The 18564-nt window shown below is 60.0% G+C and carries 15 protein-coding genes and 1 tRNA gene; 8 read left to right on the forward strand and 8 right to left on the reverse strand.

Annotated features, from left to right (window positions below):
- Nucleotides 1-66 precede the first annotated feature (66 nt).
- The 4 genes from HELO_RS01560 to HELO_RS01575 all read left to right on the forward strand — a co-directional run bounded on the left by HELO_RS01560 (nt 67) and on the right by HELO_RS01575 (nt 4966).
- Complete coding sequence (locus tag HELO_RS01560) at nt 67-1488, forward strand: sigma-54 interaction domain-containing protein (protein ID WP_013331054.1); 1422 nt, start codon at nt 67-69, stop codon at nt 1486-1488.
- A gap of 78 nt (nt 1489-1566) precedes the next feature.
- Nucleotides 1567-2955, forward strand: coding sequence for a YfcC family protein (locus tag HELO_RS01565; RefSeq protein WP_013331055.1), 1389 nt, complete (start codon nt 1567-1569; stop codon nt 2953-2955).
- Between the two features lie 2 nt (nt 2956-2957).
- Nucleotides 2958-3662: a DUF1028 domain-containing protein gene (locus HELO_RS01570; RefSeq protein WP_041601838.1), complete on the forward strand. Its 705-nt coding sequence runs from the start codon at nt 2958-2960 to the stop codon at nt 3660-3662.
- Nucleotides 3663-3724: 62 nt separating this feature from the next.
- On the forward strand, nt 3725-4966 hold the full coding sequence (locus HELO_RS01575) for a M20 family metallo-hydrolase (RefSeq protein ID WP_109637581.1): 1242 nt from the start codon (nt 3725-3727) through the stop codon (nt 4964-4966).
- Nucleotides 4967-4972: 6 nt separating this feature from the next.
- On the opposite strand, the gene HELO_RS01580 is transcribed toward HELO_RS01575, so the two are convergent.
- The 4 genes from HELO_RS01580 to HELO_RS01595 all read right to left on the reverse strand — a co-directional run bounded on the left by HELO_RS01580 (nt 4973) and on the right by HELO_RS01595 (nt 10190).
- Nucleotides 4973-5722: a FadR/GntR family transcriptional regulator gene (locus HELO_RS01580; RefSeq protein ID WP_013331058.1), complete on the reverse strand. Its 750-nt coding sequence runs from the start codon at nt 5720-5722 to the stop codon at nt 4973-4975.
- Between the two features lie 173 nt (nt 5723-5895).
- Entirely contained in the window at nt 5896-7473 is a 1578-nt protein-coding gene (locus HELO_RS01585) for a sigma-54 interaction domain-containing protein (protein ID WP_109637287.1), read from the reverse strand.
- Nucleotides 7474-7549: 76 nt separating this feature from the next.
- Nucleotides 7550-8998, reverse strand: a complete 1449-nt coding sequence (locus HELO_RS01590; protein ID WP_013331060.1) for a membrane protein — start codon at nt 8996-8998, stop codon at nt 7550-7552.
- A 43-nt stretch (nt 8999-9041) separates the two neighbouring features.
- Nucleotides 9042-10190 carry an iron-containing alcohol dehydrogenase gene (locus tag HELO_RS01595; protein WP_013331061.1) on the reverse strand — a complete coding sequence of 383 codons (1149 nt, stop codon included), beginning with the start codon at nt 10188-10190 and terminating at the stop codon, nt 9042-9044.
- Between the two features lie 557 nt (nt 10191-10747).
- On the opposite strand from HELO_RS01595, the gene HELO_RS01600 reads away from it, so the two are divergent.
- Nucleotides 10748-12145: a sugar porter family MFS transporter gene (locus HELO_RS01600; RefSeq protein WP_013331062.1), complete on the forward strand. Its 1398-nt coding sequence runs from the start codon at nt 10748-10750 to the stop codon at nt 12143-12145.
- An 84-nt stretch (nt 12146-12229) separates the two neighbouring features.
- Here HELO_RS01600 and HELO_RS19075 read toward each other — a convergent pair whose 3' ends face one another.
- On the reverse strand, nt 12230-12373 hold the full coding sequence (locus HELO_RS19075) for a hypothetical protein (protein ID WP_013331063.1): 144 nt from the start codon (nt 12371-12373) through the stop codon (nt 12230-12232).
- A gap of 467 nt (nt 12374-12840) precedes the next feature.
- Nucleotides 12841-14385, reverse strand: a complete 1545-nt coding sequence (locus HELO_RS01605; RefSeq protein WP_109637583.1) for a sigma-54 interaction domain-containing protein — start codon at nt 14383-14385, stop codon at nt 12841-12843.
- 575 nt (nt 14386-14960) lie between these two features.
- Here HELO_RS01605 and HELO_RS19080 point away from each other — a divergent pair.
- A complete protein-coding gene (locus HELO_RS19080; RefSeq protein WP_157953387.1) occupies nt 14961-16085 on the forward strand; it encodes a polysaccharide pyruvyl transferase family protein in 1125 nt (374 codons plus the stop codon).
- 385 nt (nt 16086-16470) lie between these two features.
- Here HELO_RS19080 and HELO_RS01610 read toward each other — a convergent pair.
- Nucleotides 16471-16547 (reverse strand) — tRNA-Pro (locus HELO_RS01610).
- Between the two features lie 81 nt (nt 16548-16628).
- On the reverse strand, nt 16629-17630 hold the full coding sequence (gene ispB, locus HELO_RS01615) for an octaprenyl diphosphate synthase (RefSeq protein WP_013331064.1): 1002 nt from the start codon (nt 17628-17630) through the stop codon (nt 16629-16631).
- 275 nt (nt 17631-17905) lie between these two features.
- On the opposite strand from ispB, the gene rplU reads away from it, so the two are divergent.
- Nucleotides 17906-18217 carry a 50S ribosomal protein L21 gene (rplU, locus tag HELO_RS01620; RefSeq protein WP_013331065.1) on the forward strand — a complete coding sequence of 104 codons (312 nt, stop codon included), beginning with the start codon at nt 17906-17908 and terminating at the stop codon, nt 18215-18217.
- Between the two features lie 34 nt (nt 18218-18251).
- Complete coding sequence (gene rpmA, locus HELO_RS01625) at nt 18252-18509, forward strand: 50S ribosomal protein L27 (RefSeq protein WP_013331066.1); 258 nt, start codon at nt 18252-18254, stop codon at nt 18507-18509.
- Nucleotides 18510-18564: the final 55 nt, after the last annotated feature.

An 18564-nucleotide genomic window follows, 5' to 3' on the forward strand; every position in this document is an offset into this window, starting at 1 on the left:
GATGAATCGCGCGAGGCCGTTGAGTGATACACTTATGTATCAATGATCCAGGAGTGTATCGATGTCATGAGCGAGTTCGACTCCCCGATCCTGAGAACCATCATCGAAACTGCCCACGACCACTTCTTCGTGGTCGAGGCCGATGGGCGCATACGCGATGTCAGCCCGGCAGCGGCGGCGGTATACGGCATGTCCCGCGAGGACTTGTGCCGGACGACCGTCCAGGCGCTGGAGGCCAAGGGCGTGCTGCGGCCCTCGGTCAGCCTGGAGGTGATGCGCACCGGCGAGCCCGCTCAGGTGGCCCAGGTGACCAGTACCGGCCGGCGCGTCATCGCCCAGGCGCATCCGGTATTCGACGGCGGCAAGCTTGTCGCCGTGGTCAGCCGTTCGATGGATCTCACCGATCTGCAGTTGCTGCAGGAGGAATATGCACTGCTGCAGCGCCGCTTCAACGAGCATCTCCAGCGCGGCGGCGGTGAAGAGGCTGGCGGCGAGCTCGAACTGGCGGACCTGGAGGCCCGCAGTGGTGTCATGCGCGAGGTCGCGCTGCTGCTCAAGCGGGTGGCGCCGACGGATGCCACGGTGCTGATGCTCGGCGAGTCGGGGGTTGGCAAGACCGCCTTCGCCCGGCAGCTGCATCACTGGAGTCCACGGCACAAGGGCCCTTTCGTCGACGTCAACTGCGGGGCGATTCCCGAGAGCCTGTTCGAATCCGAGATGTTCGGTTATCGGCAGGGGGCCTTCAGTGGTGCCGCACCGGGGGGCAAGGCAGGGCTGATGGAGCAGGCCGAGGGCGGCACGCTGTTTCTGGACGAGGTCGGCGAGTTGCCGTTGCCGATGCAGGCCAAGCTGCTCAAGGTGATCCAGGACGGCTGTATCACACGGCTCGGTGACACCCGTGCGAGGCGTGTCGATTTCCGCCTGGTGGTGGCCACCAACCAGGACCTGGCGCGTAGTGTCGAGACCGGCCACTTCCGCCTGGACCTCTATTATCGGCTCAATGTCATTCCCGTGACCCTGCCACCGCTGCGGGAGCGCCGCGAGGATATTCCCGGGCTGGTCGAGCGCCACCTGCAGCGCCTCAACACGCGTTATGGCCGCGACAAGATCATCGCCCGTGATGCCTGGCAGACGCTGATGGGCTGGGAGTGGCCCGGCAACGTGCGTGAGCTCGAGAACTGGCTGGAACGTGCCTGGCTCTCGGCGGGCGAGGACGTGATTCGGCCCCGGCAGGAAACCGGGCAACCGGACGGCACCGAGCGGGCCGTGACGTCGATGATGGAAGGTGAGGCCTCAGTCAGGCGCCCTGGCCTGGCCGAGGGCGAGACGCTCCAGAGCGCTCTGGCACGCACCGAGCGCGATATCCTGGCCGAGCTGTGTCGCGAAGCGAACTCGACCTACGCCATCGCTGAGCGCCTCGGCATCAGCCAGCCAAGCGTGGTGAGGAAGTTGCGGCGACATGGGCTGCGTATCGAGCGCTCGCGTTGATAGGGGATTCTTGACCCGTCAATTTATCATGATAAATTGACGGCGATGCTCGATCCCTGACCCAACAAGGACAACGACATGAGCCTACAAGAGCAGACGCTGCGCGAGCGCAGGCCGTGGTACCGGACCGTTCCGGACCCCATGGTGCTGATCTTCCTGATCCTGGTCGCCACCTATGTGTTGACCTTCTTCATTCCTGCCGGCGAGTTCGAGCGAGTGGTGCGCGATGGCCGTACCGCCGTGGTGCCCGGTTCCTTCCATTACCTCGGTGACGTGGCGGCGATTCATCCCTTCGATGTCTTCGTGGCGATTCCCAAGGGGCTGATTTCCGCTTCCCAGTATCTGTTCATCGTCTTCATTGCCGGCGGGCTGTTTCACATCCTGCAGAAGAGCGGGGCGCTGGAGAATGCCATCGGCGTGGCGGTGCGACGAGTGGGGGTGGCGAGACGCAACCTGATCATCACCGTGGGCACCTTCATCTATGGATTCTTCGGTGTTGCCGTCGGCTTCGAGAACAATATCGCCCTGGTGCCCATCGCGGTGCTTATCGCCAGTGCCGTGGGCTGCTCGAGCCTGGTGGGCACGGCGATGGCGGTGGGCGGTATCGGCGTAGGTTTCGCCTTGTCACCGATCAATCCCTATACCGTGGGCGTGGCCCAGGGCATTGCCGAACTGCCGACTTTCTCCGGGGCCTGGCTGCGCACCCTGATGGTGATCACGTCCCTGGCCTTGTTGTCGCTGTACATCTGCAAGCGGGTCACGCGGATGGACTTCGAGGAATCTCCCCATGCCGAGGCGCTGAGCAAGCATCTCGACGAGTATCGGATGGAGCGGCGCGACTGGCTAACCCTGCTGGTGTTCGTCGGCGGTCTGGTAGCGATGCTGTTCGGCGTTTTCACCGCCGGCTGGTACATCAACGAGATCGCCGGCATCTTCCTGCTGCTGGCCATCGTCATCGGTGCCATCAACGGCCTGTCGGCCAACGGTATCGTCAAGCAGATGATGGAAGGTGCCTCCGGCGTGACGGCTGGGGCGCTGGTGATCGGCGTGGCGGCATCGATCCAGGTGATCCTCGAGCAGGCGCAGATCATCGACACCATCGTCAACGCCCTGAGTGGCCTGATCGAGGGCATCCCCATCATGTTCTCGGCGATCATGGCGAGCGTGGTGCAGGGCGTGATCAACCTCTTCGTGCCTTCCGGTTCGGGACAGGCCCTGGTGACCATGCCGATCCTGGTGCCCGTGGCCGATCTGGTGGGCATGAGCCGCCAGTTGATGATCACCGCCTTCCAGGTAGGCGACGGCCTGACCAACCTGATCGTGCCGACCTCCGGCGGAACCCTGGCGATGCTGGCGCTGGGGCGGGTCTCCTATGCCCAGTGGCTCAAGGCCATCATGCCTTTCATGGCGCTGGTCTACCTGCTGTGCTGGGGCGGGCTTGTCGTCGGCCATCTGGCCGGCTACTGAGCATGACCCTGTCGCTGCTGCATGTGCATCCCGAGACCGGCACCTCGGCGAGCCTCGCCGCCACCGGCAGCGTGGCGGTGGGAGGCTACGTCAATCATTGCTGGCGAGGGCTCGGAGCCTGTGCCACCCAGGGATTGACCACCAATCCCTGGTATCCCGAAGGGGTGAGGCGTGCCCTGGAGCAGGGCCTGTCGGCCCAGGACGCCTTGAACGACGTGGTCGCCGGAGACGCCGGTGCCTCGCGCCGCCAGTGCCTGGTGATGGACGCCGACGGTCGGTCGGCGCTGCACACCGGTATCGACAATCAACCCGTGGTGGCCTCCGCCCGGTGTCCCGGCGTGGCCGCGGCCGGCAACATGCTGGCCGACGCTGCTGTGCCCGAGGCCATGGTGACGGCCTTCCTGGCAGCTACCTGTGAAGATCCCGATGCAGTGCTGAAGCAAGGTAAGGCGCCCCGCTTTCGCGAGACGCATGACGTCGAGTTGCTGGCGGCGTTGATCGAGGCCCTCGAGGCGGGGCTGGTGGCCGGCGGCGATCACCGCGGCTGTCGTTCCGTCGCCCTGCGCATCGAGTCCTTCACTATGGCCCCGATCGATCTGCGCGTGGACTGGGTCGAGGCGGATCCCGTGACCGAGCTTCGTGCCCTGGCGCATCGAGTCGCGTCCGAGGACTTCCAGGCGTTTCTGCGTTCCCTGCCGCACCGCTGATTCACCCGTCGGACGCGCGCCGGCACGAACTGGAGCCGGCATGAAATGGAGAAAGTATGTCGATGCACGATCGAAACGCCTCGCTGGGGCATGACCTGCTGGCGTGGCTGGATGAGGCCGCGCACCACTCCCTGCCCGGGCCGGGCGTGACGCGCCTGTTCTGCAGCATGGAGCACCGTGCCGTGCTCGAACTCATCGCAGGATGGATGCGTGAAGCCGGGCTCGAGCCACACCTGGACGCCTCAGGCAACCTGGTGGGCAGTTGCCCGCGGGCAGCGGCCGGCGAACGCACGCTGATCCTCGGCTCCCACCAGGATACCGTCGTCGAGGGCGGCAAGTACGATGGCATGCTGGGCGTGGCCCTGCCGCTGATGGCGCTGAAAACGCTGCGTGAGCAGGGTGTTGAACTGCCCTATGGCATCCAGGTGGTGGCCTTCGGCGATGAAGAGGGCACGCGTTTCCAGTCGACCCTGATCGGCAGTCGCGCCCTGGCCGGTACTTTTCAAGCGGAGAGCCTGGACGCCACAGATGCCGACGGAATGACGCTGGGCGAGGCATTACGCGACTTTGGAGGCGACCCCGAGGCAATCCCGGCCCTGGCCCGTGACCCCGAGCGAGTGTTGGGTTTCTGCGAGGTCCACATCGAACAGGGGCCGGTGCTGGAGCAGCGCGATCATGCCGTGGGCGTGGTGACGGCGCTGACCGGTATCGAACGGCATCGGGTCACGCTTACCGGCAAGGCGGGACATGCCGGCACCACGCCGATGCCGGGGCGGCGTGATGCTCTGGTCGGTGCCGCCGAGATGGTGGCGGCGGTCGATCGGGTGCTCAACGCCACCGACAATCTGGTGGGGGTGGTCGGCAAGCTGGATGTGCGGCCCAACGCCGTGAACGTGATTCCCGCCGAGACCACCTTTACCCTGGAGCTGCGTTCGCCCAGTGTCGAGGTGCGTCGGGCCGGTCGCGTGCGACTGCTCGACGCCTTTGCCGAGATTGCCGAGACACGTGGGCTGTCGCTCGACATCGAACAGACCTATAGCGCCGAGGCGGTGGACTGCGCCGACTGGATGATCGAGGCGCTGGAAGCGGCCAGCGAGGAATGCGGCCAGCCTGCCGAGCGGCTGTTCAGTGGTGCTGGCCATGACGGCCTGGCGATGCACGATCTGACCGATATCGGCATGCTGTTCGTGCGCTGCCACGACGGCTTGAGCCATCACCCCGACGAGGCCATCACCGCCGCAGACGCCGATGCGGCCACGCGAGTGCTGATGGCCTTCCTGCGTGGGCTCGCCGAGCGCGACTGACCCAGCTCACGCCTCGGAAAGGAAGTCCCGGCGCACCTGGGCTTCCTGGGTGTTCATCACCGCCTGGGCGGACAGCATGTGCTCGTGCATGATCCGCCTGGCCTGTTCGGCGTCGCCGGCCTCGATGGCATCGAGCAGTTCGGCGTGGAAGCGGCAGCCGGTCCGGCCGAGATCGTGCGTGGCGGGTTCGTAGAGCCGCCGATAGATGGTCAGGTCCGAGAGCACCTGGGTAGTGAAGCGAATAATGAAGCACAACAGTGGGTTGCCGCCCGACAGCTCGGCGAGCATCAGGTGGAAGTTCAGCGAGTCAAGGTGCTGCTGGCGCTCTTCTTCCTCGTCGCGGGCAGTGTCGGCGTAGCTCTCCAGGCTGGCACGCAGCCTCGACATGTCCTCAGGGCTGACTCGACCCGCCAGCGATGCCGCCAGTTCCGGTTCCAGCGCCAGGCGGATCTGGTAGATATCGCGGATCGAGATGTCCTGAAAGAACAGGTAGTGGCTCAGCAGCGAGATCGCCCTGGCCTCGCTCATGGCGTGCACGAAGGCGCCGCCGCCCGGGCCGGTACGCGTTTCCACCAGCCCCTGTGCCTCTAGCACCCGGGTGCTCTCCCGCACGGTGCCCTTCGACACCCCCAGACGCTCCATCAGCTCCGCCTCGCCGGGTAGCCGGTCGCCAGGCTTGAGCTGCTTCTCGACGATCCAACGCTTGATGGTTTCCGCCACTTGATAGGGGCGCCGCTTGGTGGAACTGCCAGCCATGGAATCACGCCGTCTGATGAATATCGGGAAGCCAAAGGGTAACAGAGCCAAGCGGGGCTTGGGGCAGCGAGCCGCACCCCGAGCCCTGCTGACCTGGCTGGAAGAGCGACTGAAGGACGACATGGTGCCGTCGTGATGCCCGGCCCGAGGTGTGGCGTGGCCCGGAAGCGGAGTCAGGCAGAACGCGAGAGGCGCCAGCGCCGGGTTTTCTTGACCAGCGTCGACTGATCGATACCGAGGGCCGCGGCGGCCGCGCGGGTCGTGCCGTGAGTGGCCAGCGCTGTCTCGATCAACTGGCGTTCCAGCTCCATGATCTGTTCTCGCAGGGAACCGTCGCAGGTGGCGGAGGGATTGGGCGTCTCGAGTGAAGCTGGAACATGAGGCAACCAATGTGGCGTGATTTCCTGTTCGGAGACGCTGACCACCAGGCGTTCTGTGAGATTGATCAACTCGCGGATGTTACCGGGCCAGTCATGGCCGGCGAGCAGCTCGAGGCTTTCGGGGTGCCAGCATCGAGTCTTTTCGTGGCGCTGGTTGAAGTGTGTCAGGTAATGATCAAGCAGGGGGATGATTTCTTCACGGCGCTCGCGCAAGGGGGGCAGCGTCAGGGGAACGACGCTGAGGCGATAATAGAGGTCTTCGCGGAACTGGCCCATATGTACCTGCTGTTGCAGGTCGCGGTGGGTTGCGCAGATCAGTCGGATGTTGGCATGGCGAAATTCTGTACCGCCGACCGGCAGGAAGCGGTTTTCCTCGACAACCTTGAGCAACTTGGCCTGCAGGGCCAAGGGAAGGTCACCGATCTCATCGAGCAGCAGGGTGCCGCCGTGGGCGACATCCAATAGGCCCTGCTTGCCGCGAGGCGCGGCCCCGGTGAAAGCGCCCGGGCTATAGCCAAAGAGTTCGGCTTCGAGAAGCCCCTCTGGCATGGCGGTGCAGTTAAGCTCGAGAAAAGGTCCCTCGGCACGTTCGCTATGCTGATGGATATAGCGGGCCAGTAGTGTCTTGCCCGTGCCCGTTTCTCCCTGGATCAATACCTTGACTTGCGTGGGGGCGATACGCCTGGCCAGTGCATAGCACTCCCGGGATTGGGGGCTGACGATCAGCCACGGTGGCTGGCCATCGCTCCTGACGTCCACATCATAGGCCTCGCGCATGCGGTGGATCTGTGCAAGCTGTTCCTGAGCATGCTTGGCGCGCAGTAGTTCGGTGACGTCGCGGACGCTGGTGATCACATAGCGTAGAGCCCCCTCGTTATCGAGCAAGGGCATGCCACTGACGAGGATCTTGTCGTGGTCGCGGATACTCTGCACCAGGGTGATGGGGCGCCGCTCCCGAATCACTTCCAGCGACACGGATTTCGAGATGTAGCCGGCCTTGACCAGGTCGGCCATGTGCCGGCCCACCACGTCATCGCGCTGAATTCCGGTGAGACGCTCATAGGCCGTGTTGACGGTGACCGTGATACCCCGGGCGTCAGTGATGTAGACCCCGTCATGCAGGGCATTCAACACCGAGCGCAATGGTTCGTGATCGAAGCCGTGGCTCGATACGTCGGCGATGTCGAGCGAGGGGGAATCGCCCGTAACGCGATAGCGAAGGCATTCGCCAACCTGGTTCTCGAGCCTGGCCTCCCGAACGGCGGTTTCGACATCGGTCTGGGTCAGCACGCCAATGGCCTGGCCGACGTTGTCGAATACCTCGACAGCTCCGACGTCCTGTTGCTCGAAGAGTGGCCGGACTTCCGCCATGCTCTGAGTTTCCCTGATATGCCGCATGTCCTGCCTCCGGTAAAGGCGCCCGTCGGGAGGACCGACGGGCGTTGCCTCAATGTACGTCAAGCGAGGCATCGGACTCATGTAGACTCTTGGTTGAGTCGGAGGCGGGACGTTGGGGAGTGGTGCCTCTGGTCAGATCCTTGGTGAAGGTGCCATCGTTCTCTCCCGAGAAGAAACGGCGACCGTAGATCAGCAGGCACAGTAATACGCCAACCGCAAAGGCCCAGGTGGCTCCCTTGATGACCAGCACCGCGGCAATCACGCCGGCGATACCCAGGTCGCGTTGGCTGCGTGCTTCCATGATGCCGATGCGCACGCTGACATAACCCTGGATCAGCAGGGTAAGCGCCAGCGCAATGCCGAGAATCGGCTGTACCAGGCTGACGATGGGGAGCAGCAGCAGGCCGGTATTGGTGCCCCAGCGGAACGAGCCCGAACCGCCGAAGATCGAGTGCATGGCGGCCTTGCCCTCCTTGTAGCGTTCCGTGATCACTACCTGCATGGCAGCCCAGAGTGGGCCGCACATCACCACATCAGGACCAAACACGCTCATGCCGAGATTGCGACCACCGAAGATCATGTGAGCGCGGTCGGGGTTGTAATCGACTTTCTCATCGCGACGCATGTCGTCGGCTTCGTCGAGCAGGGCCTTGCTTTGCAGCACATCGCCGAACAGTACGATATAGGCAGCAAGGACGGTGGGAATGGCAGTGACGTACATCGACAGCGGAGGGAGCCCGACGCCGAAGACAGTGTATTCGCTCAACATCAGCGCGAAGTCGGGTTGGCTGATCCCCCACTCCACGTCGGGCCAGGGCGCTTCACCGAAGAGTGGCGCGATGATGATGGCCAGGACGATGATGGGGAAAATGCCGAGCTTGCCGAGAGTGGCCCAGGCACCGCCACTCGCTTTCAGTTTGGCGAAGTGTCGAGAGAAGATCAGGTAGAAGGCCAGGCCTACGGCGATGCTGATGGTGAAGGGGTACTGCGAGAAACGCCCACCTTCGTCGAAGACCACCACGATGGCGGCCAGACCAGCGCCCATGATCACACCTGCCTTGATGGCGGAGGGAATGAGGCTCACTACCCTGGCTGCCAGTCCTGTTCGCCCGAGGAAAAGGGCCAGGATCCCCAGCATCATCTGGAAGGCGATCAATGCATGCACCCGGGCTTCGCCTTCGGGGAAGGTTGTCACGTAAGCCATCAGCAAGGGAATGGCTGGCGTGATCCAGCCGGGGACGACGGGATCGCCAAATAGATGGTGCAGGAGGTATAACACGCCGTTCAGCATCACGATGGCAAGAGCCGCTTCGAAGGGCATGCCCAGCAGTTCCGTCATCAAGGGGATGGCGGCCAGATCCACCGCACACATCAAGAGTCCCTGAAGATAGTCAGGCAACTCGAAGCGATAATGAAGGAAGGGAAGGCGGAGCTTGAAAGGCCCCATGGCGATGTAAGGCGTTTCCGCGCCTTCGGCACGATGTTTCCATTGATTCATGGCGTATCTCCACTATTGGTGTTGTTATCAAGGCAGGAAATGCCTAATAGGCAGCGCGGTAGATCTGCTCGATGTCGTCACGACTCAGGACGCGAGGATTGTTACGCAGAAGGCGCTCGACCTTGCTGGCGGCTTCGGCCAGTTCGGGAAGGGCGGATTCGGGGATATCGAATGTCCGCAGTTGTGCGGGAATCTCGACGTCACGACACAATCGGTGCAATCGGTCGATGACGTTGTCGGCGATCTGGGTGGCAGACAAGCCCTGGCACGGTTCGCCGAAGGCATGAGCGATATCTTGGAAGCGTTCGACGCAGGCCAGCTTGTTCCAGGCCATGACATGCGGCAATAACAAGGCGTTACTCACTCCGTGGGCCAGGTGGTAACGGCCACCCAGAGGGTAGGCCAGGGCATGTACGGCACCGACGCCGGCATTGCCGAAGGCCAGCCCTGCCATCAGGCTGCCGGTGGCCATGTCCTCGCGTGCGGCAAGGTTGTTCGGGTTGGCGAATGCCTTGGGCAGGGCCCTGACGATCAGCGTCATGGCCTTGAGCGCCAATGCATCGGTGAGGGGGCTGGCGAAGTTCGAAAGGTAGGCCTCGATGGCGTGAACGAGGGCATCTACACCACTGGCGGCGGTCACCGAACGTGGGCAACTCAACGTCATTTCCGGGGCCACCAGGGCAACGTCGGGCAGCAAGTAGTCGCTGACGATGCCTCGCTTCGTGCCTTGCCTGTTGTCAGCGAGGATGGCGATGTTGGTGACTTCGGAACCCGTGCCGGCGGTTGTGGGAATGGCGATCAAGGGCACTCCCGACGATTCGACCTTGTCCTCGCCGAACAGGGTATCCAGCGTACCGCTGTATCGAGCGTAAACCGAAACGCACTTTGCAATGTCCATGGCGCTGCCGCCACCGACGGCGATCAAGCCGTCATGTTCTCCATGTCGAAAGGCCTGGGTGCATTCCTCGACGATCTCGATTTCCGGTTCGGGAGGGACGCGATCGTAGATGGCGTAACCCAGATCCTTCACTCGGGACGTCACGAGATCCAAGGTGCCTGATTTGCGCACACCACGGTCGGTAACGAGTAGAGGTTTTTGCATGCCAAGTCGGCTTACCTGCGCCAGGAGATCTTGGGAAGCCTGCTGGCCGGTGATCAAACGGTGGGCGGTCTTGAAGCTACTGACGTGCATGGGCGTGGTCTCTTGTTGATATCGGTTGGCCTGTGCCCCAGCGCATTGATATACGCCAGGATCGAAATCGATACAGCAAGAGGCGTGCCATTTCTTTGATATTTATAACGTATTGATAATTTGGATGAAATATATTGCCGGGTGGCCGATGACGGATGAGTCGATGAAATAATTCATCGATTTTTCATCCTTTGATGCCCAATTTCATCAAAGAGATAGCCCAAGACCGGTGGTGTCGGGCGGCGGCCTGATGCATGCGAAGCAAGGCAGCATTGCCGCGAAGCTTTGTTGTTTGTCAGTAGGTACATGATCACGGTGATAGGCGTGACGAGCGGTCTATCCGTTTGAGAGAAACGCGCTTGAAGGCCCATTCCAGCGTCTATTCATACCAAAGTCCAAGATCATCGAGTCGCACTATTCGGCCTGGGCTGCTGTAATGTCTTCTTGCTGACACGATTCATCTAGCCATTGCCAACATTGCATTTGAGCATGCTGTCGGCTGCAAGATGAATCGATTCATCAAGCCGTCAAATGACCCTGAAAGAAGGACAATGACAATGACGCGTATCGTGCAATGGTCGATCACCGTGGCTCTGGCCGGCTTCCTGTTCGGCTTCGACACGGCGGTGATTTCGGGCGCCGACAAGCCTATCCAGGCCCTGTGGGGATTAAGTGACCTGCAGCATGGCCTGCTGATCATGTCCATGGCTCTGTGGGGGACCGTGCTGGGCGCCATCTTCGGTAACTGGCCCACCGATACTTTCGGTCGGCGCGCCACCCTGCTCATCATCGGTGTGTTCTATCTGGTATCCGCCGTGGGATCCGCAGTGGTCTCGGACCCGGTACTGTTCGCCATCTTTCGTCTGATCGGCGGCATCGGCGTGGGCATTTCCTCGGTGGCCGCTCCCACCTACATCTCCGAGATCGCCCCACCGAAGCATCGCGGCCTGTTGGTCGCCATGTACCAGTTCAATATCGTCTTCGGCATCCTGATGGCGTTCATCTCGAACTACATCATCGGCAGCCTGATCACCGAAGGGGCCTGGCGCTGGATGCTGGGTATCGAGGCGGTGCCTGCTCTCCTCTACACGCTGATGATCACTCGAGTGCCGCGTAGTCCGCGCTGGTTGATTCTCAAGCGTAACGATGTCGCGGAGGCGTCTCGCGTGCTGCGCCTGATCAATCCCGAGGCGGATACTGACGCGGAGATCGCGACTATCCGCGCTGCCGAGGATGAAGAGCGCAATGCGCATGCTCCCTTTTTCTCGCGTCGCTATCGCCTACCGGTTCTGTTGGCCTTCCTGATCGCTTTCTTCAATCAACTCTCCGGCATCAACTTCATCATCTACTATGCCCCCCGCGTGCTCGAGGCTGCCGAACTGGAGAGCCAGGCAGCATTGTTGTCGACGGCCGGCATTGGTCTGGTCAATCTGGTCTTCACCATGATCGGCATGTCCCTGATCGATCGTTTCGGGCGGCGCACCCTGCTTTTCATCGGCTCTGCCGGTTATTTGATATCACTGGTGTTGATATCGAGAGCCTTCTTCATTGATGCCCTCGGCGGTATCGAGGTGCCGCTGCTGCTGGGCCTGTTCATTGCCGCTCATGCCATCAGTCAGGGTGCGGTGATCTGGGTGTTCATTGCCGAGGTCTTCCCCAATCACGTGCGCGCTCGCGGCCAATCCTTCGGCAGTTCGGTTCACTGGATCTTCGCGGCCTTGATCACCCTGGTCATGCCCTGGGTGCTGGGTACCTTCAGCGGTGGCCCGGTATTCGCCTTCTTCGCCGTCATGATGCTGTTGCAGCTGATATTCGTGCTGTTCCTGATGCCGGAAACGCGCAATGTCTCGCTCGAGGTGCTGCAGCGGCACCTGGTCGGTGACAACGTCAAGCTGCGCCGTGTGCATCTTTCCAGTGCTCGCGCGCAATCCGTGGTCTCCGGCAAGGGAGCATGATGGAAGAGCTCGCGTCCTGACTGCCTGCTTCGCTGTTGATAGCGATAAGGGGCTTGCGGCTCGATGAGCGGCAGCAGCAGGCGGTCAGGGATAATGCGCCTCGAAGGTTTCCACGACCCGGCGCAGGTCATCGGGTAGCCGGGCCAGGACCTCGTGGCGCAGCGACTGGGGCAGGTCGCCATGAAAGGTCCCCGCGTAGGCGCTGTGGCCTGGGGAAATCCTGCGCATTTTATACCGGCCAATGCCAAGTCATTTGATTGGCAACCGTGGACATTCCCCTGTTGCATCGTGCTTTTATTCATGGGAAACCGGTTCGCGAACGATCTCGTGCAGGATCTTGGCAACACGGTCGGGGGGCTGGTCTGCATCGAGCCGACGAACTCATCATTCCCGAAGCCAGGAAACAACTATGGTTGGCCGCTCGTGAGTTTGGGGGCGCTATTTCCGGCAAGGAGGCCCTTGATCTCCCGACCCGACCTGGCCGAGTCTATCTATCACTGGCCCCGATCATCATCGACGAGGAGCCAGTCGACAACGTTCAGCAAGGCAGCATACAGGGTGCCCATCGTTCACAGTCCGTTTCTTGTGGATTCCATTTGCTATCAGTGGCTCTCTTACTGTTGTCAAGTCTCGATCACGAACGCTTCGATCTGGGCGGAGGTTTCCACGTGAGGAGAAGACATCAATTCTAGCCCTCACTGTCGGTACCTCGACCAGTCGATTGCCAATTTTCTCATGCGGGCTCGCAACGTGTGTGGATTGATACGTAATATGTCAGCAGCACCTTCGGGGCCTTCAATGCGTCCTCGGCTGGCTACCAGAGCGCGCTCAATGTGTGAGCGAATTACAACATCGAGTGGCTGTATTTCCGTGTTTTTTAACTGCTTGCGCTCAGAGTTCGAAGATGTGGACTGCGGGAGGGGTGGTGTCGTTTCGCTTGCAACGCCCAATGCTTGACTGACATCGAGCCGTTCGCCATCACCAAGAATCACGGCTCGTTCCAACACAGAGTTGAACTCGCGTACATTCCCGGGCCATGGGTAGGCTGCTAGAAGCGAGAGGTCGTGAGCGGAAAGCACTTGCGGCTTCATTCCGAACCGTCGTGCGGCGCGTTCAGCAAAATGCTCTGCCAATGCAGGAATATCCTCACTGCGCTCCCGCAAAGGGGGAAGGACAATGGGAAAGACGGCGATTCGGTACCACAAATCCTCACGAAACTCGCCGCGTTGGACCATTCGAGCCAGGTCGTTATTCGTTGCAGCTACCACCCGAACATCGACTTGGATGGAAGTCTCGCCACCAACCCTTTCGAAAGACCCGTCCTGCAGCACGCGTAATAGTCGCACTTGAGCTGCCATGGGGAGCTCGCCAATTTCATCCAGGAACAGTGTGCCTTCATCGGCACGCTCGAACCATCCACGACGTCTTGACACAGCGCCTGTGAAACTTCCCTTCTCGTGACCGAAAAGCTCGGAATCGACCAATTCAGGGGGAATGGCACCGCAGTTCACGCGAATGAAGGGCCCTCCTGCTCTAGTCGAGCGTTGATGCACACTTCTCGCAATGACTTCCTTTCCCGATCCGGTTTCGCCTAGTACCAGTACTGCCGCATCCGAGTCTGCCACTTGTTGTACGCGTTGCATGACCTGGCGTAATCCATTGTCGGCCCCGATCACCGTATCACCCAACGCATCGCGGCCTAGCCGCGAAAGTAGAGAGCGCTTATCTGCTTCAGCCGATTCACGCAGTGCTTTCAGCTCCCGCAACCGGCGGTCGTTTTCGAGCGCTGCCGCAAACGGCTCAAGGAGTCTCTTGCAGAGGACTTCGTCGTGTTCAGAGATCTTCGCATCGGGACGAAGTTGCATAATGAGCAGCCCGACGGTGTCGTGCTCGCTGATGAGAGGACCGATCAAGACGTTGTCGGTCAGCGAAGTCGGTATCGCGGCTAGCGTAAATGAGTGCTCGTGATGTCGAGAGGCACAGTGTGCCAACTCTCCTAGCTGACACCATTTCATCAAACGCTCTATGTTGTCGCTGGACAACTCGGTTAATCCACGATCACGTGACTCATCCTTGGAGCCGAGTGTGTCTGCCACGGTTTCAAGGTGGTACGTGACCGGATCGAGGCGGCGGATCAGCAACCGCTTGATCGGTAGCCACTGCGATAACTGGTCAGCTATGGCGGCGACCGACTCGGCAATCTCGATGTGCCGGCAGGCTTCGCGCCAGACTTCCAGCATTGACGCGTACGTATGAAGCATTATTCCCCCATTATATATAACGGATATACTATCAAATATGCTGACTATTGCTATGATATATGCTGGATAGTGCAAGCGCTATCATCTCATTGCCCAGGATGGCGGGTCTCCGGATGTTGGCATGGAGCTTGCTGTAGTTGCTTGGAATCTTTGAGTTCTTGGCAATGGAGTGAGCAATGTCGAAACAGCATCGTGAGCCTCCTCTCTCCAGTGCAGCAACAGGCGGTGCTATCGGAGAACCGCTCAAGCACAGGACAGATTATCTCTGGGTCAGGGGATGCGAGCTGGAGTTGAGCACACGACACAAGATTCCCATCGGTGGGGCAGTCTGCTGATGTTCAGTGTCTGGTTTGCGTATCAGCCTGCCGAAGTCCCTCATGCATGGGTAGTTACCGCCATGTTTTTGGTCGAGGTAATAATACTGGAATTTTTTGAGACGATGTTCGGCTTTTCATGAGGAAACATGTAAAGAATGTCGTTATTCTGGGGTTTATGTTTTAAATATTGAAGGTTGTGAGGGTTCTATGTATTGGTTAATAGGTGGGAGTGGGTCAATGAATTATGGAGATGAACTCATCGTTAGGGGGTGGATGAGCTACTTGTCAAGGAATGAGAATGTTAAAAATATTAGGATAGAAACAAATAGTAAGGTGAGTTCAGAAAGGTTTCACGAGGAGGGGGTTGAATCGGCCAAGGAGTACGGTACAGCAATAGTTTTTGATGATTTTTTGTATGGCCTGTGTGGAAGTGTGGCTGGATTGTCGTTCTGGGAACAGTTCGTCAGGGGGGTGGAGTTTTTCGATAAAGGAGGGGTTGATATTTATGGTGAAGAGAATTTTGATTTTATAGATTCTGTGCGAGCTATACATTTGCATGGGGGCGGGTATTTTAACGATATTTTTCCGTGGCATGGGTTCATACTAGGCTTTACGATGTCGTTGGCGAAACGTGAGGGAATACCTGCGATGGCGACAGGTATCGGTCTGATGCCTATGGGAAAGCCAAGCAGAGAACAAAGGGAGAAGTTTGTCTCGTTAATGGATTGTTTTTCTGTTTTTGAACTTCGGGATGTTGAGAGCTTCAGGTTAGTGAAGTCGCTTTCCGGAGGAAAGGGGAATGTTGTGAATGGGTTTGATGATAATTTTATGCTAAAGAGAGAGGACCTGTTTTCTTGCGATGGACATGGTGGTGCCAATCTAGTGCTCTCTTTTATAGAGCATGACATCTGCAGGATGTCAAGGAGCTATCTGAAGCGTCTCTCCGAGTATGCGAGAGAGTTTGATAGAGTCGTGTTTTGGGAGTGTTATCCGTGGCAGGATGAAAATGTTATTGAGTTTATGAGGAGTCATATAAGTGACTTGGAGGTCGTGTGCTCGCGCGACTGGGTGTATGCAAGAGGGAGGCTGTCACAAAATGACAGGGTTATAGTCAGCAGGTTTCATCCCCACTTTTGCGCGGCAAGGGTTGGAGTTTCTGGAGTCTACAATATAAAGGGAAGGTATTATGATGTTAAGCATGGGTCTATTGTTGCTCTGGGATCAGGGTTCGGAAAAGGAAGTCTGAGTAGGCTCGTTCGCCCTGAGAAGCGGCAAGGAGTTTTATGCCTATATGATGAGGAGCTGGCTTCCATGAAAAGAAAAATTGTTGATATTGGGGTTCAAGATTTTTCTCTAAGGTAAGGAGTCGGTGCTTGTAAATGATGCGAGCATTGCTGATGGTGGCGTTGTGCTGGATAGCCGCTTCCGCGGTACTCGACGCACGTATAGCCGATGTCGTCGATGGCCCATTCAAAGCGTTGAGGCTGCTATAGACCCAAAGCACGTCGTGTTTCGGGGCACTGTACGGATATGGTTGAGATGGCCAATCCCGCAGTTCAAGTAGAGTGGGTCACTCGTTGATGTTGAGTGTGGATTTTTAAGGGCTCTTGCTTATTGAGAATCGTTGATAAGTTGAAGGTGTCTCACGAGTTGCCGAGGAAGAAGAGAGATCTAAACCTAAAGAAGGGCGCCCAACGAAAAACGGCCACCGCTCTGATGAGCTAGGTGGCCGTTTCTCTGATGTTCTTGGTCGGAGTAGCAGGATTCGAACCTACGACCTCTGCCTCCCGAAGGCAGCGCTCTACCAAGCTGAGCTATACTCCGATGTTGGACCCTGCGGGTGACAACGGATGCGTATTATACGCAAATGAGCTTGCCGCGCAAGCCCTTTGGCCATGCCGGTGGTCAGGTGCGGCGGTCCACTGCGCGGTGCGCCAGTTGCTCCATGCTGTCGCGGAAGACGGAGGGCGGCAGGACCTCAAGCTGGGCCAGGGCCTTGGCCGACATTTCCTCCGCGCGGCGCTGGGTATAGTCCAGCGCGCCGGTATCGTGGACGATGGCCAGAACCTCGTCGAGCCGCTCGAGACCGCCTTGACGGATGGCCTGGCGGATCACCTTGGCCTGCTCGGGAGAGCCGGTGACCATGGCCTGGATCAGCGGCAGGGTGGGCTTGCCCTCGGCCAGGTCGTCGCCGACGTTCTTGCCCATGGTGTCGGCATCGCCCCGGTAGTCGAGCAGGTCGTCGACCAGTTGGAAGGCGAGGCCGAGATAGCGGCCGTAGGCCTGCAGGGCGGCTTCCTGCTCCGGGGTGGCGTCGGCGATGATCGCGCCGCAGTGGGAGGCCGCCTCGAACAGCATGGCGGTCTTGCCCTGGATGGTCTCGAAGTAGGCCGCCTCGTCGACATCCGGGTTGCCGACATTGGTCAACTGCTGGACTTCACCCTCGGCGATGGTGCAGGTTGCCGCCGAGAGGATCTCCATGATGCGCATGGAGCCGACGCCGACCATCATCTGGAAGGAGCGTGAATAGAGGAAGTCGCCCACCAGCACCGAGGGGGCATTGCCCCAGGCGTCGTTGGCGGTGGCGCGGCCGCGTCGCATGTGCGATTCGTCGACCACGTCATCATGCAGCAGCGTCGAGGTGTGCATGAACTCGATCAGGGTGGCCAGGGCCACGTGCTGATCCCCCTCGTACCCCAGGGAACGCGCGGCCAGCAGCACCAGCAGGGGGCGCATGCGCTTGCCGCCGCTGTCGACGATGTATTGGCCGATGGCCTCCACCAGCGGGATGCGTGAGGCGAGCTGGGTCTGGATGGTGCGGTTGACGGCGGCAAAGTCTTCGGCCACCACCGCATGGATAGGCGTGTCGGGGGTAGTGAGCTGTGTCGGCACGGTGGTGGCTGGCATGTAAGGCGATATCGATGAGACGGAAGTGGGCGGTCAGTCAGTATTTGACCGAAGTGTCGGCCATGCTATGGGGCCCCCCGGGGGGCGTCAAGCGTGCCAGTACCTCCATGAGCCCGGTCGTGGGGCGGCGTGGATCGGGGTTGTTGAATGTGCGAGCGTTCACCGCTATAATCCGCGACCCACTCATCTCGCTCCCTGTCAGATGGTGCCAAGAGGGGTGCCACTCGAAGCAGGTCGACGAAGAGCCAACCCCGATGAGTCCTGGAGAGAGAAGCATGTACGCAGTTATCAAGAGCGGTGGCAAGCAGTACCGCGTTCAGGAAGGCCAGACGCTCAAGCTCGAGAAGCTGGAAGTGCCGACCGGCGACACCATCGAGTTCGATGAAGTGCTGCTGGTGGGCAATGACGACGACGTCACGGTCGGTGCGCCGAACGTCGACGGTGCCAAGGTGTCTGCCGAGGTCGTTTCCCACGGCCGTGGCGAGAAGGTGAAGATCATCAAGTTCCGTCGCCGCAAGCACAGCATGACGCGCAAGGGCCACCGTCAGTGGTTCACCGAAGTCAAGATCACCGGGATCTCCGCGTAAGCGGTCCATCCCCTGAACGAGCGAGGTATTTGCAATGGCTCACAAGAAGGCAGCGGGCTCTACCCGTAACGGTCGCGACAGCGAATCCAAGCGCCTAGGCGTCAAGCTGTTCGGCGGCCAGGCCGTTTCCCCGGGCAACATCATCGTCCGTCAGCGTGGCACCAAGTTCCACGCCGGCACCGGTGTCGGGATCGGCAAGGACCACACCCTGTTCGCTCTGGACGAGGGCGTGATCAAGTTCGAGACCAAGGGTCCGAAGAATCGCAAGTTCGTGAGCGTCGTCTCCGCCTGAGACCGCCTCGAACCTGTCGCGAGAAGGCCCCGCCATGGCGGGGCCTTCTTGTATC

The sequence above is a fragment of the Halomonas elongata DSM 2581 genome, from assembly GCF_000196875.2.
In the GTDB taxonomy this organism is placed as follows: Bacteria; Pseudomonadota; Gammaproteobacteria; order Pseudomonadales; family Halomonadaceae; genus Halomonas; species Halomonas elongata.

Coding starts and splice junctions, on each gene's coding strand:
- HELO_RS01560 (WP_013331054.1), top strand. CDS start 67: ATGAGCGAGTTCGACTCCCCGATCCTGAGAACCATCATCGAAACTGCC.
- HELO_RS01565 (WP_013331055.1), top strand. CDS start 1,567: ATGAGCCTACAAGAGCAGACGCTGCGCGAGCGCAGGCCGTGGTACCGG.
- HELO_RS01570 (WP_041601838.1), top strand. CDS start 2,958: ATGACCCTGTCGCTGCTGCATGTGCATCCCGAGACCGGCACCTCGGCG.
- HELO_RS01575 (WP_109637581.1), top strand. CDS start 3,725: ATGCACGATCGAAACGCCTCGCTGGGGCATGACCTGCTGGCGTGGCTG.
- HELO_RS01580 (WP_013331058.1), bottom strand. CDS start 5,722: ATGGCTGGCAGTTCCACCAAGCGGCGCCCCTATCAAGTGGCGGAAACC.
- HELO_RS01585 (WP_109637287.1), bottom strand. CDS start 7,473: ATGGCGGAAGTCCGGCCACTCTTCGAGCAACAGGACGTCGGAGCTGTC.
- HELO_RS01590 (WP_013331060.1), bottom strand. CDS start 8,998: ATGAATCAATGGAAACATCGTGCCGAAGGCGCGGAAACGCCTTACATC.
- HELO_RS01595 (WP_013331061.1), bottom strand. CDS start 10,190: ATGCACGTCAGTAGCTTCAAGACCGCCCACCGTTTGATCACCGGCCAG.
- HELO_RS01600 (WP_013331062.1), top strand. CDS start 10,748: ATGACGCGTATCGTGCAATGGTCGATCACCGTGGCTCTGGCCGGCTTC.
- HELO_RS19075 (WP_013331063.1), bottom strand. CDS start 12,373: ATGCGCAGGATTTCCCCAGGCCACAGCGCCTACGCGGGGACCTTTCAT.
- HELO_RS01605 (WP_109637583.1), bottom strand. CDS start 14,385: ATGCTGGAAGTCTGGCGCGAAGCCTGCCGGCACATCGAGATTGCCGAG.
- HELO_RS19080 (WP_157953387.1), top strand. CDS start 14,961: ATGAATTATGGAGATGAACTCATCGTTAGGGGGTGGATGAGCTACTTG.
- ispB (WP_013331064.1), bottom strand. CDS start 17,630: ATGCCAGCCACCACCGTGCCGACACAGCTCACTACCCCCGACACGCCT.
- rplU (WP_013331065.1), top strand. CDS start 17,906: ATGTACGCAGTTATCAAGAGCGGTGGCAAGCAGTACCGCGTTCAGGAA.
- rpmA (WP_013331066.1), top strand. CDS start 18,252: ATGGCTCACAAGAAGGCAGCGGGCTCTACCCGTAACGGTCGCGACAGC.